The organism is Streptomyces sp. NPDC051322, assembly GCF_040689485.1.
Taxonomy (GTDB): Bacteria; Actinomycetota; Actinomycetes; order Streptomycetales; family Streptomycetaceae; genus Streptomyces.
The window spans coordinates 223,947-240,508 of sequence record NZ_JBFBAK010000005.1 but is presented as its reverse complement, the minus strand read 5'-3'; the positions used below and the strand labels follow the sequence as shown (position 1 = coordinate 240,508).

Annotated in this window: 14 protein-coding genes; 11 read left to right on the top strand and 3 right to left on the bottom strand. The window is 70.1% G+C overall.

Annotation, left to right across the window (positions count from 1 at the left end):
* Positions 1 to 13: 13 nt before the first annotated feature.
* Complete coding sequence (locus AB0436_RS14455; RefSeq protein WP_366468162.1) at positions 14 to 943, bottom strand: zinc-binding dehydrogenase; 930 nt, start codon at positions 941 to 943, stop codon at positions 14 to 16.
* A 114-nt stretch (positions 944 to 1,057) separates the two neighbouring features.
* On the opposite strand from AB0436_RS14455, the gene AB0436_RS14450 reads away from it, so the two are divergent.
* From AB0436_RS14450 to AB0436_RS14430, 5 genes are all read left to right on the top strand, one after another.
* On the top strand, positions 1,058 to 1,501 hold the full coding sequence (locus AB0436_RS14450) for a MarR family transcriptional regulator (protein WP_366468161.1): 444 nt from the start codon (positions 1,058 to 1,060) through the stop codon (positions 1,499 to 1,501).
* Positions 1,502 to 1,546: 45 nt separating this feature from the next.
* Positions 1,547 to 1,915 (top strand): VOC family protein, encoded by a 369-nt coding sequence (locus AB0436_RS14445; protein ID WP_366468160.1) that lies wholly within the window; start codon positions 1,547 to 1,549, stop codon positions 1,913 to 1,915.
* A gap of 139 nt (positions 1,916 to 2,054) precedes the next feature.
* Positions 2,055 to 3,020, top strand: coding sequence for an SDR family NAD(P)-dependent oxidoreductase (locus tag AB0436_RS14440; protein WP_366468159.1), 966 nt, complete (start codon positions 2,055 to 2,057; stop codon positions 3,018 to 3,020).
* Between the two features lie 133 nt (positions 3,021 to 3,153).
* A complete protein-coding gene (locus tag AB0436_RS14435) occupies positions 3,154 to 3,282 on the top strand; it encodes a hypothetical protein (RefSeq protein WP_366468158.1) in 129 nt (42 codons plus the stop codon).
* 184 nt (positions 3,283 to 3,466) lie between these two features.
* Positions 3,467 to 5,545 (top strand): SpoIIE family protein phosphatase, encoded by a 2,079-nt coding sequence (locus AB0436_RS14430; RefSeq protein ID WP_366468157.1) that lies wholly within the window; start codon positions 3,467 to 3,469, stop codon positions 5,543 to 5,545.
* 55 nt (positions 5,546 to 5,600) lie between these two features.
* On the opposite strand, the gene AB0436_RS14425 is transcribed toward AB0436_RS14430, so the two are convergent.
* Positions 5,601 to 6,107, bottom strand: coding sequence for a MarR family transcriptional regulator (locus AB0436_RS14425; protein WP_366468156.1), 507 nt, complete (start codon positions 6,105 to 6,107; stop codon positions 5,601 to 5,603).
* 221 nt (positions 6,108 to 6,328) lie between these two features.
* Here AB0436_RS14425 and AB0436_RS14420 point away from each other — a divergent pair, with 221 nt between their 5' ends.
* The 4 genes from AB0436_RS14420 (at position 6,329) to AB0436_RS14405 (ending at position 10,271) form a co-directional block, all read left to right on the top strand.
* Positions 6,329 to 8,038 (top strand): chloride channel protein, encoded by a 1,710-nt coding sequence (locus AB0436_RS14420; RefSeq protein WP_366468321.1) that lies wholly within the window; start codon positions 6,329 to 6,331, stop codon positions 8,036 to 8,038.
* A 110-nt stretch (positions 8,039 to 8,148) separates the two neighbouring features.
* Positions 8,149 to 9,063 (top strand): hypothetical protein, encoded by a 915-nt coding sequence (locus AB0436_RS14415; RefSeq protein ID WP_366468155.1) that lies wholly within the window; start codon positions 8,149 to 8,151, stop codon positions 9,061 to 9,063.
* A gap of 168 nt (positions 9,064 to 9,231) precedes the next feature.
* Entirely contained in the window at positions 9,232 to 9,912 is a 681-nt protein-coding gene (locus AB0436_RS14410) for a pyridoxamine 5'-phosphate oxidase family protein (RefSeq protein ID WP_366468154.1), read from the top strand.
* A gap of 167 nt (positions 9,913 to 10,079) precedes the next feature.
* Positions 10,080 to 10,271 carry a hypothetical protein gene (locus AB0436_RS14405; RefSeq protein WP_366468153.1) on the top strand — a complete coding sequence of 64 codons (192 nt, stop codon included), beginning with the start codon at positions 10,080 to 10,082 and terminating at the stop codon, positions 10,269 to 10,271.
* Positions 10,272 to 10,445: 174 nt separating this feature from the next.
* Here the strand turns inward: AB0436_RS14405 and AB0436_RS14400 are convergent, their stop codons facing one another.
* The gene (locus AB0436_RS14400) at positions 10,446 to 11,210 is read right to left on the bottom strand and encodes an alpha/beta hydrolase (RefSeq protein ID WP_366468152.1); all 765 of its coding nucleotides are present in this window, start codon (positions 11,208 to 11,210) and stop codon (positions 10,446 to 10,448) included.
* Positions 11,211 to 11,583: 373 nt separating this feature from the next.
* Between AB0436_RS14400 and AB0436_RS14395 the strand changes: the two genes are divergently transcribed.
* Together AB0436_RS14395 and AB0436_RS14390 are read left to right on the top strand one after the other, a co-directional pair.
* Positions 11,584 to 13,197 (top strand): ATP-binding protein, encoded by a 1,614-nt coding sequence (locus tag AB0436_RS14395; protein WP_366468151.1) that lies wholly within the window; start codon positions 11,584 to 11,586, stop codon positions 13,195 to 13,197.
* Positions 13,198 to 13,315: 118 nt separating this feature from the next.
* On the top strand, positions 13,316 to 16,246 hold the full coding sequence (locus tag AB0436_RS14390; RefSeq protein ID WP_366468320.1) for a Z1 domain-containing protein: 2,931 nt from the start codon (positions 13,316 to 13,318) through the stop codon (positions 16,244 to 16,246).
* The last annotated feature ends 316 nt before the right edge of the window (positions 16,247 to 16,562 follow it).

Sequence of the window (16,562 nt, the reverse complement as noted above, 5' to 3'; positions counted from 1 at the left end):
CGGCCGGCCCCGGTCAGTCGCGGTTGACCAGGACGACCTTGCCGAGGTTGCGGCGGGACTCGATGATCGCGTGGGCCCCGGCTGCCTCGGCGAGCGGGATTTCGGCGTGCACGCACGTGCGCAGCGTGCCGCTCCGGTGCAGTTCCCAGAGTTCGTCGCGCCAGCGCGCGTACAGCTCGGGCTTGCCCCGGGCGATGGCGGCCACCTGGAAGCCGATGGCCGAGGCGCCGCGGACGAGCAGTTCGTACGCGTCGATGGTGCCGCCGCCCGAGCTGAAGGCGACCAGCCGGCCGCCGGGGGCCAGGGCGCGCACCGCTGGACCGAGGAGTTCGCCGCCGACCCCGTCCAGCACGATGTCGACCGGATCGCCCCAGGACTCGTCGTCGTAGCGCACGACCTCGTCGGCGCCCAGCGCCCGGACGAAATCCGCCTTGTCCGCGCTGCCGACGGCGGCGACCACCCGGGAGGCACCGCCCGCTTTCGCGTACTGCAGGGCCAGGGTGCCGACCGCACTGGCCGCCGCGGTGACCAGGACGGCGTCGCCGGAGCCGGGCCGGCCGGCCTCGTACGCCCCGCGCGCCACCAGACCGCTGCGGACCAGGGCCACGGCGTCCACGGCGGTGGCCCGGTCGGGGATGCGGGACGCCATCCCGGTGTGCAGGACGGCCAGTTCGGCGTAGGCATGGGAGAAACAGAGGCCGGTGACGCGGTCGCCCACGGCGAACCCGGTGACGCCTGCACCGACCGCGGTGACGGTGCCGGCCACTTCCCCGCTGAGCGGGACGGGCTCGGTCCCGGCACGCACCTTCCGCACGACGGGCAGCGTGACGCCGACCGCCTCGGTGCGGACGAGCAGCTCACCCGGGCCGGGTTCGGGGGCCGGGGCATCCTCGGTGAAGAGGACTTCGGGGCCGCCGTTGACCTGGTAGCGGACACGACGCATGGGCACCTCCGGGTGCGGCAGACAGCAAACGGTTATTCATTGGGACTCCCAACGAACGACCAGCATAGGGAGAAGTCATTGGGAAGTCCAATGATTTCGGGATAGCCTGCTGCCATGACGCGTACGGAACGGCTGCACGCCCTGGAGCACATCCAGTCCCTGCCGAGCTGGCTGGCCGGCCGGGTGGCGGCGCGCGGCCGGAACCTGGTCGCCGAGGCGATCGCCGAGGAGGGACTGAAGCTGCCGCAGCACGCGGTGCTCGCGGCGGTCTCCGAATACGGCCCGGTCGCCCAGGCCGACTTGGTGCGCCGGCTGGGCATCGACGCCAAGGACGTGGTCCTCCTGCTCAACCACCTGGAAAGGAGCGGGCTGGTCGTACGGGAACCCGACCCCCGGGACCGCCGCAAGAACGCGGTCACGGTGACACCAACCGGCGTACGCACCCTGAAGCGCTGCGCGGAACTGGCCGAACAGGCCAACGCCGAGCTGCTGTCCCCGCTCAGCGCGGCCGAACGTCAGCAGCTGATGACCCTGCTGACCCGCGTCCACCAGCCGTAACGCTCCCCTCGCTCCTTCGCGAGCCCGTTCTCCTATGATCTTGCTGTGCTCAGCGACTTCCAAGGCGTGCGCGCCGTCATGGTGTTCAGCGATGATCCACCTACATCCGCCCGCTGGTGGGCCGATGCCCTGGGCGGCGAAGCCCGCATCGAATCGGACGGTACGGCGGTCTTCGCCTGGGTTGACGTCAATGGGGTGGAACTGGGCTTCCATCCTGCCGACGATCAGCGCAATCCCCGAGGTGGCAGTCCGGTGGTCTACTGGTCCGTGTCCAGTGTGACGGCCACCCGTGAGCGGCTCCTCGCAGCGGGCTGCACACACCACCGTGGCCCACTCGACATCGACGCAGACCGGCACATCTGCCAACTCGTCGATCCGTTCGGGACGGTGTTCGGCCTCGACGGCCCGGCCTGAGCCTTACTGACGCCGACGGCCCATGGCCGATATCCACCCGCTGTGCGCCGTGAGCCACCGGACGAGCCACCTCGGCGCGTACGGCACCGTGAGGACGACCGGTTGACTTGGAGTGCGCTCCAATTCGTACGTTTCCTGCATGACCACTCAGCAGCACAAGATCAACACGGGGTTCGGAGCCCACAGCACCACGAGCGACGTTCTGCGAGGCGTCGACCTGTCCGGCAAGCTCGCGATCGTGACCGGCGGCTATTCGGGGCTCGGCCTGGAGACGACACGGGCCCTGGTCGGCGCTGGGGCGCGCGTGGTCGTCCCGGCCCGGCGCCGCACCGCAGCTCAGGAGGCGGTGAGCGGGATCGACGGCGTGGAGGTGGCGGAACTGGATCTGACGGATCCGGACAGCGTGCGGTCCTTCGCCGAGCTGTTCCTCGCCTCGGGCCGGGACATCGACATGGTGATCAACAATGCCGGGATCATGGCTAGCCCGGAAAGGCGTGTCGGCCCGGGCTGGGAGGCCCAGTTCGCCACCAACCACCTCGGTCACTACGCGCTGGTGAACCGGCTGTGGCCGGCCATCGTGCGAGGCGGTGCCCGCGTGGTGTCGGTGTCCTCCAACGGACACCAGCTCTCGGACATCCGCTGGGACGACGTGCACTTCGAGCACGGCTATGACAAATGGCAGGCCTATGGGCAGGCGAAGACGGCCAACGCCCTCTTCGCCCTGCATCTGGACACGCTGGGCCGTGGCGCCGGGGTGCGGGCGTTCTCACTGCACCCGGGCACCATCCGCACACAGCTGGGCCGCCATATGTCCGAGGAGGAGCTGGCAGAGCTGTCAACGGCGATCGGTGACAGCCCGACGAACAGCGGCTGGAAGACGCCCGAACAGGGCGCCGCCACCCAGGTATGGGCCGCGACATCAGCCCAGTTGGAGGGCGCGGGTGGCGTGTACTGCGAGGACTGCGACATCGCCGAGCCGGCAGCGAAGGACACGGTCCTGGGCAGTGGGGTGAGCGCCTGGGCCGCTGACCCCGAGCGGGCCGCACGGTTGTGGGAGCTGTCAGCCGAACTCACCGGAGTCGATGCGGTGCCGTCCGCGGGATGACGTAAGCGGCTGTCGGCCCGAGTCGGGTGAAGGCCGCACGTCACGGCGAGGGCCCGGGCTGTCCCCGCGGGATGAGGCGCGGGTCGAGGTCGAGGAGTTCGGCGTCGGTGTTGTAGCGGACCGGGGAGAAGCGGTGCATGCGAAGGCTTCCGCCAACCGGAAACTCGTGATCGCGAAGGGCAGCTCCCACGACATTCCGGCCGATCGTCCTGACGTCGTCATCAAGGCGGTCGACGCCATGGTGAAGGCCCACGGCCACTGAACCGGAACCGGATGGGGCCGGTCTGATCACGCCGGCTGCCCGTCGCCGCGCAGGCCGCGAACCCACATGACGGGCGCAGGCGGCCGGCGCCCCGCAGAATGGTGGGTGTGGCCACGCCTGACGCGGCAATCCCGGCTGTCGCCGAACGCGACGCGACGAATCCGTGCGAGCCAGGAGGCAGTCGATGGATCGCTTCGGCGAACACACCGGCGGGACCGGCCCGAGGGCCGAGCCCCGGGCCGCCGCGCACGTGGCCCTGGCTGCCAACGGCATGGGCAGCTTCACCTGGGACCTGACCAGCGGCACCATGCAGTACGACCAGGCCGGCATGGCCGTGATGGGCTTCCGGCCCGGGGAGTTCGACGGCCGCCTGAGCACCCTCGGCGAGCGGATGCTGCCGGGCGAGGTGCCGGCCATCCAGGCGCAAGTCGATCAAGCGCTGCGGGACCGTACGAGCTTCAGCCTCTACTTCCGGGTGCGGCACCATAACGGGTGGCTGCGCTGGACGCACACCCAGGGCCACGTCGTCTGCGATGCACAGGGACACCCGGTCAGGGTCATCGGAATCATCCGGGACGCCAGCCAGGAGCTGCGCGCCATCGACCAGACCGAACAGCTGCGCCGGGTCAGGCACGACCGCCGCCGCCAGGCCGACATCGTCGGCCACGTCAGCGATGCGCTCGCGCCCACCGTCACGGTGGAGGACGTGTCGGAGGCGCTCACCTCCACGCTGCTGCTCGCACAGCTCGAGGCCGCCAGCATCGTGCTGGGCCTGGTCGACAACGGCCGCATGCAACTGGCCGGCTCGAACGGCCTCTCCGAGGAGCTGGTCCGCGACTTCCATCTGTCCCGCCTCAGCCAGCCCCTGCCGCTCACCGACGCGGTCAGGACCGGCCGGGCCGTCTTCATCACCAGCCGCTCGGAGTTCGTGGCGCGATATCCGAGCATGCGGCCGTATCTGAAGATGTTCTCCGAGGCCACCGCCGCCGTCTATCTCCCCCTGATCGCCCACCGCACCCCCATCGGTGCTCTGGGGCTCACCTATGAGGGCAAGGGGCGCTTCACGCACGACGAGCGGACGGTGCTGACCGCGCTGGGCAAGGTCATCGCCCAGTCGCTGCAACGGGCGCTGCTCTACGACCAGGAGCACGAGCTCGCCACCGGCCTCCAGTCGGCCATGCTCCCCGGGCGCCTGCCGCACGTCCCCGGTCTCGCCCTGGCGACCCGCTACCGGCCGGCCAGAGCCCAGGGCGGCATCGGCGGCGACTGGTATGACGCCCTCACCCTGCCCGACGGCCGCATCGCGGCAGTCGTCGGCGACGTCCAGGGCCACGACGTGACAGCCGCCGCCGTCATGGGGCAGCTCCGCATCGCCCTTCGCGCGTACGCCGCCGAGGGGCACTCCCCCACGACCGTGCTGGCTCGCGCCTCCGCCTTCCTCGCGGAGCTGGACACCGACCGCTTCGCGACCTGCCTCCTCGCCCTGCTCGACCCCCGTACCGGACTGACCACCATCGTGCGCGCCGGGCACCTGGAGCCGGTACTGCGCCGCCAGGACGGCAGCAGCGTCTGGCTCGACTCCCCGGGCGGGCTGCCGCTCGGTCTCGCAGCCCCGGACGCCCAGCTCGCGTATCCCGCCGTGCAAACCGTCCTGGAACCGGGCTCCACCCTGCTGCTCTGCACCGACGGACTGATCGAGGCACGCCACGAGGACATCGACCGGGGGCGCGCCCAGCTCCTCGACGCGCTCCGGAGAGCGCCCCGGCGCCCCGATGCCCTGGCGGACCACCTCCTGCACACCATGGACACCTACACGGGCGGGGAGGACGATGTGGCCCTCCTGATCGTGCGGCGTGCGCTGGGAAAGCGGGGAAAGCACGCCGGGGCGCCGCAGTTCCAGGCCACTTTCAGCCGCAACGACCCCGGCTCCCTCCACGCCGCGCGGCTCGCCCTGCGCGCGGCGCTGCGCCGCTGGTCGCTCGTCCCGCTCAGCGACACCGCGGAGCTCCTGGCCAGCGAGCTCGCCACCAACGCCCTGCTGCACACCGAGGGCCGCGCCACGCTGACGGCCAGACCCGTCAGCGACGGCCGCCGCGTCCTGCGCCTCGCCGTCACCGACACCTCATCCGCTTCCCCGCAGCGCCGGGCCGCTCCCGCCCTGTCGACCTCCGGCCGCGGCCTCATGCTCCTCGAAGAGCTGGCCTCGGCCTGGGGAGTTGAGCCCCAAGGCAGCGGCAAGACCGTCTGGTGCGAAATCTCCTGACAGCTGAGCACCATGGCCGGCTCGCTGGTGAACGGCAACGGCAACGGCCGGTACGTCAGCTCCAGCCCGGGAGCAGCAGGCCGCCGTATGCGTCCGGGTCGATCTGCGGTTCTCCCGCGGCGTCGGCGAAGGCCTGCAGCGCTTCGACCATGGCGCCGCGCCGCTCGACGGGCATGGCCCGAACGATCCGGGTGATCTCCTGGTGGCGGCGCTGGGTCACCTGGTGGACCACGCGCTGCCCGGCCGGTGTGAGGGCCAGCTTGGCCGCGCGGCGGTCGGCCGGGTCGCTGGTGCGCTCCATCGTGCCGGCGGCAATGAGCCGGTCTGCCATGCGCATGGCGGTGGAGGGGTTGACCGCCAGATGCTCGGCGAGCCGGGAGAGGTTGACCGGACCGCCGGCATCGAGCACCACCAGCATCCGGAACTGCGGCACGGTGAGGGTCTCCTCCACCGCCGCCAGCGAGCGCGCGGAGACGGCGACCAGCACACGGGAAGCGGTGACGACCGCGGCGACCATCTCGGTGGCGTCGGCGGGAGCCGGGGCGGGTTTCGCTTCGGACATGAGTGCAGTTCTACCCGATCCAGGTGGCCGAACGAACGGCGAGGCCACCCCCGGTGTTCCATGCACCCGGCAAACTTTGCATAATGCATGGTATGAGTGATGCAGTCACGTCTGCCATACCCGCCCCCGCGACCGAGAGCGCTGTACCGGTCCGGCCGCTGGCGACGCAGCGCGGCCTGCCCTGGGCCTGGAGCGCGCTGCGCGAGTCCAAAGGGGGCCTGCTGGCGCTGTCCCTGCTGGTCGGCGCGGGGGCCGGGGGCGGGGCGGTGGTCTTCCGCTGGCTGATCAAGACCTTCACCCTGCTGCTCTCCGGGCACGCCGACTACTCGGCCGCCGGTCACGCCGCCAACCCGCATCTGCCCTTGCTGGGCCGCTACTTCGTGCTCGCCGCACCGGTGCTGGCCGGGCTGGTATACGGCCCGCTGGTCTACCGGTTCGCCAAGGAGGCCCGCGGGCACGGCGTACCGGAGGTCATGTACGCCGTCGCCCGCCGCGGCGGGCGCATCCCCCCGCAGGTCGCCGCCGTCAAGGCGCTCGCCTCCGCGCTGTGCATCGGCGGCGGCGGCTCGGTCGGCCGGGAAGGGCCGATCGTGCAGATCGGCTCCGCCCTCGGCTCCACCCTGGGCTCGTGGGTCAAGGTCGCCGAGGACCGCATGCGCGTCCTGGTGGCCTGCGGCGCGGCCGGCGGCATCGCGGCCACCTTCAACGCGCCGCTGGCCGGAGTCTTCTTCGCCATGGAACTGGTCCTGCGCGACTTCACCGCCGAATCCTTCGGCATGGTCGTCCTCGCCTCGGTCACCGCCAGCGTCATCGGCCGGGCCGCCTTCGGCAATGCCCCCTTCCTCCACCTGCCGCCCTTCCACGTCGAGCACCTCACCCAGTACGCGCTGTTCGCCCTGCTCGGCCTGATCGCCGGGGTGGTCGGCGTCGCCTTCAGCAAGGTCCTGTACCGCATCGAAGATGCCTGTGACGCGGTCTGGCGCGGCCCGGAGTGGGCCCGCCCAGCGGTCGGCGGCCTGCTGCTCGGCGGCCTGCTGCTGGTGCTGCCCCAGATGTACGGGGTCGGCTACCCGGTCCTGCACAACTCCCTGACCGGCCACTACGCGCTGCTGCTGCTGCTCGGGCTGCTGGCGGGCAAGATCATCGCCACCTCCCTCACCATCGGCATCGGGGGCTCCGGCGGCGTGTTCGCCCCCAGCCTGTTCATCGGCGCCATGCTCGGCTCCGCCTTCGGCCAGACCGCCCACCACCTCCTGCCCCACCTGGCCGGCCCCGCCGGCGCCTACGGTCTGATCGGCATGGGCGCGGTCTTCGCCGGCTCCGCCCGCGCCCCGATCACCGCCGTGATCATCCTCTTCGAACTCACCGGCGAGTACACGATCATCCTGCCCCTCATGGCCGCCATCGTTCTCGCCACCGGCGTCAGCCGCCTGCTCACCGGAGAGACCATCTACACCGCCAAACTGCGTCGCCGCGGCGTCGACATCGACGTCCCCACCCCGGGCACCCCGGCCGCCGCGCTGACGGTCCGCCATGCCATGGAGCCCACCCCCACCCCGCTGGCCGATGACACCCCGCTCGCTCAGGCCGCCCCTGCCCTGGCCCGCTCCCCGTACGGCACCCTGCCCGTCCTCGCCGCCGACGGCGCCTACCGAGGTATCGCCACCGCCCGGACCGTCGCCGAAACCCTCGCCGACGACGCCCACACCGCCACCCCCGTCGGCAAAGTCGCCCACCTCCCCCACGCCCTCACCCCCGGCACCGCGCTCGACCAAGCCCTCCAGGCTCTCGCCGGCGCCGACAGCCAGGCCCTGCCCGTGCTCGACGAAGACCGCACCCACCTGATCGGCTGGGTCAGCCACCGCAGCGTCCTGACCGCTCTCGACCACAACAACGACAACCACGGCCGGGTCGCGTCGAAGAACGGGTAAACCGACAGCCGCCATCCGGCGCAGCCCCGTGCACCCGTGCGGAGGGCGTTCGGGCCCGACCGCGCCCGATACCCCGGTGAGCTGTAGATCGTGTGCTTAACGTGCCGGTCATGAGTCGCACCAGTCTTCTCTCCGTGACCGCCTGTGCCATGTGCCCCACCGCCGCTCCCACCGAGCGCGACAGGGCGATGGCCGGCGGCGGCGCACCCGCCGGGCAGGGCTACCACGTCGCGCTGCACACACCCAGCGCGTTCACACCCGTGGGCTACCACCCGACCGCGCTGCTCATCGGGGCAGGCAGCAGCGACAACGGGTGGTACCCGGCCGGCATCATCCCGGCTCCGAGCAGGAGCGAGGAGTCGGGGCACGGCGACTCGGTGCGCCCGCCCGACGGCAACGGTCGGCCGACACCCGGTCAGCACCACCTCATCCCCGGTTCGCGGTCGCCCGTCACGCCGAACGAAGTCGGCTCCGCCGGCCTGCCTCCGACGGGTACGGGGCCCGGTACGGGACCGGACGCTGCCGAGCTGACGGGCATCACCCCACCGGCCTCCGGCACCCTTCTGACGCCGACGAGGCGACGGACCACGGTCGACGCCCCGGCCGTCATGAACAACGCGTCCACCTGGCACGCCCCCGAATACGTCCGGATCTCGGGCGAGCGGTGCTGGTACAGGCCATGGAGCTCAACCGGGACCGGCCTCACCACGGCCGCCGGTGAGTTGCTGGAAGCTGCCGCCTTCGTCCCCCGCTCGCACCTCAAGGACAGCGACTCGCCCGTCGTCGTCGAGGACCCGGCCGTCGTACGACAGTTCACGCCCGCCCCACGGCCCCGAAGCGCCGCGCAGTCCGTACGCGACGCGGAAAGCCCTCGCCGGTTGCCGGCCCCCGCCTCGGCCGAGCCCGTCCCCCGCTCCCCGCACGAGCCCACCAGGACCCGCTCCTCGGTCGTCCGGTACGCGGCAGGTGGCGCACTGCTGCTGGTGATCGCCGCGGTACTGGCTCGCCGACGGCCGCGTCACTGATCGGGCACGCCGAGGGGACGGCATCCCGCCCAGCCCACGAAGCACTGAATCCGTTGCCGAAGCTACATTGATCAACTAAATCAGTTGAACACCTAGGCATCTACAGACGAAATCTGTATGCTCTGCCGGTAGTAAGGATTCCCCGGACCACCCGGCAGAAGGACGGCCATGGCCCCATCCGCCCCCGACCGGCCCCTGCCGCAGACCCAGCGCACGCGCCACCGCCGACTCCGCGAACAGGGCAGCCTCGAACGCGCCGACCTCGATGCCATCCTGGCCGCGGGCTTCATCTGCCACCTCGGAGTGACCGTGGACGGCACCACGATGGTCGTGCCCACGGTCTACGGATCGGACGGCACCACGCTCTACTTCCACGGTTCCGTCGCCAGTCGCAGCCTGGTCTCGTCCCCGGCAGCAACCGTGTGCGTCACCGTCACACACGTCGACGGACTGGTACTGGCCCGCTCGGTCTTCGAGCACGGTGTCAACTACCGCAGCGCCATGGTCTTCGGCACCCCTCGCCCCGTCACCGCTCCGGACGAGAAGGCCGAGGGCCTGCGCTGCCTCACCGAGCAGGCCACGCCGGGCCAGTGGGACTACGCCCGCCGCCCCAGCCGCAAGGAGTTGGCCGCCACCGCCCTGCTCGCCCTCTCCCTCGACGACGCCTCGGTGAAGATACGCACCGGCCCCCCGGACGACGGCGAAAGCCCCGACGCCGCGCTGAACGTATGGGCCGGCACCCTCCCCCTCCACACCTCCTGGGGCACCCCCGAACCGGACCCCCTGCTCACCTCCGGCATAGCCGCCCCACCCCACATCGCGGACCGCACAGGGACCTCCGCGCAGTAGTGGGTTCTGGCAACACATTCCGCCTCCGGCTCGATGACGCCCGTCACCCATGCGGCACGGGCGGCGGCCGCTGCGTCCGTTTGCAGTAGGTGCACATCTCTCGGAACGACAGGGGCGGCACGGCTGATTAGCGTCGATCTCATCCCCGACGGATCAAGGAGATCCCCATGAAGATCATGCTTCGCCGTAGCGCTGCCACGGCCGTGCTCACCCTTGCCGTGGCATTGCCGCTCATCACTGCCGCTCAGGCGGCGGAAGTTCCCACCCACAAGGCGGCGGCCACCCACCCGAACTGGGGCGGCCACCATGACCGCGACGGCGAACACAACCTGCTGGACCTGGACCTCGACATTCTCTGACGCGGCGCGCAGTCAGCTCACCAGGGCTCGGGGGCGAGCTTCACGGACGATGCGATCGGCTGCTCTTCCTGCGTTGCCGTCATCGAAGTCGCCGCCGGCAAGGCCTACTCCTCGCGTGTGAACCGCCGCGGTCGCGGCGCCCGGCCGGCGAGCCGGGCGCCGCGACCGCGGATGTCAGGCTGACGCGGTGACCGCTCCGCCGAGGTGCCGGGCGAAGAACCGGACCGCGCTGTCGGCCTCGAACCGGGGCAGCTCCTTGTGCGCGCCCGAGTTCACGTGCAACGACTTCTCCTTCGAGGCGAAGGCGTCGAACAGCGCGAGACCCTCCTCGCGCGAGATGTGCTCGTCATCCCACTGCAGATCGAACTCGATCGGGATGGTGATGTGCTTCGCCTTCTCCGCCAGGACGTCGGGCCAGTGCTGGCCGAAGACCGCGGCCGTGATCCGGGGTTCGGCTGCCACGAACGGCACGCCGATCGCGGTGCCCATGTTGATGCCCCAGTAGCCGACCGGGCCGTCGGCGCCGATCTCCGGAAGTTCCTGAAGGGCGTCCAGGGTCGCCTGATACTCGGGCACGGCGAGTCCCGCCAAGTGGTCGTTGTAGCGGACGACGATCGGGCCTTCCGGCTCGCCGGCCGCCCGCGCCCGGAACAGCTCGGCGATCTCCGCTTCGTCGTGCTCGGTGCGCGGCCGGTCGCCGTGCCCGGGCGCGTCGATGACGGCGACATGGAAGCCGCCGCCCGTCACCAGGCGCTGCGCCCGGCCGGACATCGCCGGGTGCTTCTTGTGGTTGCCGCCGCCATGACCCAGCAGGACCAGCGGCGCACGATCGGAAACGGAAGCAGGCGACCAGAGAACGCCGGGGACATCGCCCACAGTGAAGTCGCGTTCCAGCATGCCGTGCGACGACGACTCGGCGGTGAACTGCAGAGAGAACATAGGTGTTGCCTTTCAAGAGTGCCACGTTGTCGAGGCCCTCCCGGCGACACCTACGTCAGTCGCCCGGCCGTGACGGCAAGGGGGAGAACCCACAGAGCTACAGCGTTCATGGGTCTCACCTCCTCGGACGGTGTCACGGTCAACTGGAAGCTACCAAACTGATCTTCATCCCTTCAACCCCTTTTTCCCGCCACGTGACTACGACACCGGAGACGGCTGAGGGAGCGTCGGCACCCCCGCCGACTTCGCGAGAATAGAAGGACAATGCACCCTTCACGTCTTCATTGCAGTATCTTCACGAGCAGTAAAGACTGATCCGACTGGCGCACTCCTCCCCCACGCAGGCCCAGTCTCTGTGTGCGCGAGGAACCACATGCCCTATGAGCCCGGTGCCGGTTGGCAGTACGACGTACCCACCAGCGGCAGCACCCACCTGCCCCCCGACGCCGGATACGGCAAGGCGCTCACCAACCAGGGCTACGGCTTCGAGGCGGCGGTCGCCGACCTCATCGACAACTCGATCGACGCGGGCGCCGACGAAATCGTCGTCCACTTCCTGCGGGACGCCGACCGCATCCTCACCCTCCTCATCGTCGACAACGGCGCAGGCATGGACGACGCCGGCCTGAACGCGGCGATGACGGTCGGGCGGCTGCGCGAGTACGGCGAAGGCGCACTCGGCATGTACGGCACCGGCCTCAAGTCCGCCTCCCTCTCGCACGCCCAGTCCCTCACCGTCGTCAGCCGCACCCGGCGCAGCAGGGCAGCCGGCCGCCGGCTCACCGCGGAAGGCGTCGCGGACGGTTTCCGGTGCGACACCGTCGAACCGGCCTACGCACAGGACCTCGTGGACCGTTACGACGGCATCATCGAGTGGCACGGCACGGTGGTCCGCTGGGACCGGGTGCGCGCCTTCGAAACGGTCGCGCGCGGCCAGAGCGAGCAGTACCTGTCGAAAGCGATCACCCGCCTGGAGACCCACCTCGGCCTCTACCTCCACCGTTTTCTGGCCCGCGGCCTGAAGCTGGACATCGCCGTCTGGGACGTCGGTGCAGACGGCGGTGCAGACGGCGGTGCAGACGTTCATACGGACGCGGGAACGCACCCCGGTACGCACCCGGCCGGACTCGGCGAGGAGGTCGACCACATCTCGGTCGAACCCCTGGACCCCTTCGGCTACACGGTGCCGGGCAAGGCCGGTTACCCCCGCGTCTTCACCGCCCCCGTGGAGGGCGCCGGAGACGTCCGCCTGACCGCCCACATCTGGTCGGCGAAGTCCAAGCACGCCGGCTTCCGCCAGATCGGCGCGCTCAACGAACGGCAGGGCTTCTACTTCTACCGCAACGACCGCCTGGTCCAGGCAGGTGGCTGGAACGACCTGCGCAGCGCCGAGGGCCATCTCAACCTGGCGCGGATAGCGGTGGATCTCCCCGCCACCCCGAACGGCGTGTTCAGCCTGGACGTCAAGAAGGAGGACGTCACCGTCACACCGGCCTTCACGCTGGGCGTGGACAAGGCCGTCGACGCGTCCGGGAAGCCGTTCCAGACCTACCTGGCCGACGCGGAGGCCGCCTACCGCGACGGCGCGAAGCGGACAGAGATCGTACGCAAACCGGTGACCGCTCCCGGTAAGGGGCTGGATCCGAGGATCAGGCGGACCGTCAAGGAGGAACTGCCGGAGAAGCCGGGCGAGGAGCCCATCGCCTTCACCTGGACCTCGTTCCGGGAGGACCGCTTCTTCGACCTCGACCGCGAGAACAACGTCATCCTGCTCAACAGCGAGTACCGGGACGACTTCAACGACGGGCGGCGCGGCGGCGCCAACGACGCGCCGGTCACCAAAACACTCCTCTATCTCCTCCTCGAGGACTGCTTCGGCCTGGGGCGCTGGGAGAAGGCCCGCGCGGACCGTATCGACTACTGGAACACGATCCTGCTGGCGTCGGTACGAGCCCAGCGCGAGCGCCGCGCCCGCTTCACGCCGTGACCCTCCGCTGCCCTGCCCCGTCCGTGCCCCGGCCCGCCCGCTCCCCGAGGACGCTCCCGTGAACACTCCCGTGAACGACGACATCCTGCTGAAGATCCACAACTCCGCGCTGACCGGCATGCAGGACAGCCCGCGCCACTTCGCCAAGTGGGCCGCGCTCGCCGCCGACGAGGACCACCCCGACGCCGACCTCACCGAGGAGACGTTCCGGGCGCACATAGCCGGCGGCGACGAACGGCTCACCGCCCTCTGGAGCCGCACCCTCACCGCCTGGGACTTCGCCGACGCCCCGCCGTGGGCGCCGGAGGCCCCGCCCCGTACCGACGAGCGGCGGACGACGGTGTACGACCGGCTGCGCCTCGGCCCGGACGTGCGCAAAGCACTCGACGCGGCCGTCCCGGTGAGCCGGGTGCCGGGCGCGACCGTCATCGCCCGCGAGTTCACCCCTTGGTACACCCCGGAGCGGAGGGCCGCGCGCTCCTTCTACTGGACGGCGTACGAGCGCAAGCTGCGCGCCAAGGGCTGGCCGGACGCGGCCATCGCGAGCCTGGACGAGGCGAGCCGGTCCGTCGTCGAGCGCCTCACCGACCCGGAACAGCCGACCGTCCGCCAGGCGAAGGGCCTGGTCGTCGGCTACGTACAGTCCGGCAAGACCGCCAACTTCACCGGGGTCGCCGCCAAGGCCATCGACGCCGGCTACCGCCTGGTCATCGTCCTCGGCGGCACGCTCAACCTGCTGCGCGCGCAGACCCAGCGCCGCCTGGACATGGAGCTGATCGGGCAGGAGAACATCCTGCGCGGCGCGGACCCCGCCGACCCCGACTCCCTGGTCGGCGTGGACTACGTCGACGAGGACGCCGACTGGCCCCACTTCGTACGCCACGGCGGCCGCCCCTCCACGCTCGGCGCCTTCGACATCGAGCGGCTGACGACCCGCGACAACGACTACAAGAGCCTCGCCCAGGGCATCCGCGCCCTGGAGTTCGAGAAGCGCGAGCCGGCCCTCCCGCTCAACGATCCGCGCAATCTGCACCACGCGGCGGCCCGGGTGATGGTCGTGAAGAAGAACAAGTCGGTCCTCACCAAGCTGGTCAAGGACCTGAAGCAGATCCACGGCCTGCTCGGCGAGCTCCCCGTCCTGATCATCGACGACGAGTCCGACCAGGCCTCGGTGAACACCTCCAACCCCAAGCGCTGGGAGCAGGGCCGCACCGAACGCACAGCCATCAACGCACTGATCTCCCAGCTCCTCACCCTCCTCCCGCGCGCCCAGTACGTCGGCTACACCGCCACTCCCTTCGCCAATGTCTTCATCGACCCCAGCGACGCGCAGGACATCTTCCCGACCGACTTCCTCATCTCGCTCCCCCGCCCGGCGGGCTACATGGGTGTCCAGGACTTCCACGACCTCGACTCACCGCTGGAGGCCGGCGAGCGTACGTACGCGAACTCCCAGGAGCTGGCCCACGTACGCGGCATCCACGACGACGAGGACGACCGCCTCCAGGAGGCCATGGACGCCTTCGTCCTGTCCGGCGCCCTCAAGCTCTACCGCGCGGACCACGGAACCCCCGAGGAGCCCTTCCGCCACCACACGATGCTGGTCCACGAGTCGGTCCGGATCAACGACCACGCGGAACTCGCCCTGCGCATCAACACCATGTGGCATGAGGCCGGTTACGCCTCGCTCGCCGGACGCAACCGGCTGGCGGAGCTTTTCGCGGACGACTTCGCGCCGGTGAGCGCGGCCCGCGCGGACGGCCTGCCCACCCCGTCGTCCTTCGATGAACTCACCCCGTACATCAGTTACGCCCGCCAACTGATCGGCAGGGGCGGCCGGCCGGTCATCGTCGTCAACGGCGACTCCGACAAGTACTTCGAACAGCTCGACCTGGACTTCGACCGCACCCCGCACGTCTGGAAGATCCTAGTCGGCGGCACGAAACTCTCCCGCGGCTTCACGGTCGAGGGCCTGACCATCACGTACTACCGCCGCACCACCCAACAGGCCGACACCCTCATGCAAATGGGCCGCTGGTTCGGCTTCCGCCCCGGCTACCGCGACCTGGTCCGCCTCTACATCGGCCGCGCCGAGACGTACGGCCGCGGCCAGTCGGCCGACCTGTACGAGGCCTTCGAGGCGATCTGCCGCGACGAGGAGGAGTTCCGCGGCCAGCTCGCTCGCTACGCGGAACTCGTCGACGGCAAACCGCAGTTGATCCCGGCCCAGGTCCCGCCGCTGGTCTCGCAGCACCTGCCTTGGCTGCGGCCTGCGGCACGGAACAAGATGTACAACGCGGAGCTGGTGGAGATCCGGTCGCCGGGGGTGTGGGTGGAGCCTACGGCTTATCCGACAGAGGCCGCGGACCTGCGGCACAACACCGAGACCTGGCTACCCATCCTGGAAATGCTGGACCCCGACCCGGCGGTCTTCGTCCACCTCAGCGACGACGATCGCGGCAGCTACATCCGCTATCCCGCTAAGACTGCCGTCGTCAGCCACTCGCAGCTCCTGGAGACGCTCACCACCCTCACCTGGGCGCGCCGCGACCTCCTCAACCCTCACCTCCGGTACCTCGCCGACGCCAGCGATGCCGGCTGCGCCACCGACGACTGGGTGGTGGTCGCTCCGCAGACCTCCGGACCGACCAGTGTGGCCGCCACCATCCTCAACTCTCAGCCACTCACGCTCGTACAGCGAAGGCGCAACGCGCACGGCGTCTTCAACCGCATCTCCGGACTAGCCCACCGACAGTCCGCTGAGCGCATCGCCGGGCTTCTGCCACTCACCGACGATGACCCCTTCGCCACGCAATTCCACCAGCGCCGACGCGGTGTGGTCCTGCTGTACGCCATTGCGGGCGCGGCACCGAGTATGTCGACAGGGCTTGCCAGCCATGGTCGAGTCGACCCAGCCAACGTCGTGCTCACCGCATCCTTCATCCCTGCGTCAGACCCAACTACCCCGCACGTACCGTTCATTCGGTTCAAAGCAATCGATTCCTCGCAAAATGGTTCCCCCATCGTCGATACACACATGGGGAAATAGAGACCGGTGATCGAGGAAAGCACCCCCGCTCGGTCACGTGAGGCGGGGGAATCTCGCTCTCTCCGACCTTCGTAAGCTCAAGGAGCTGCCCGCTATCTGAGGCGTATCATCCGCTCTACGGTTGCCGCGCAGATCTCCGAACATGCTCCTCGCACTGACGCGTTGCGTCGCCCGGCAATCTGATCTGGGACGGCAGCAGCCCTCGTCTGGACCTGCTGGGCGATGGGGCAAGCACCGCCTCGGGACTTACGGGTGGTTACCAGCTTGCCTTCCGCATCGGCTCGGGCATCGATGCCGCCGCTCTCGTTCTCGCTGC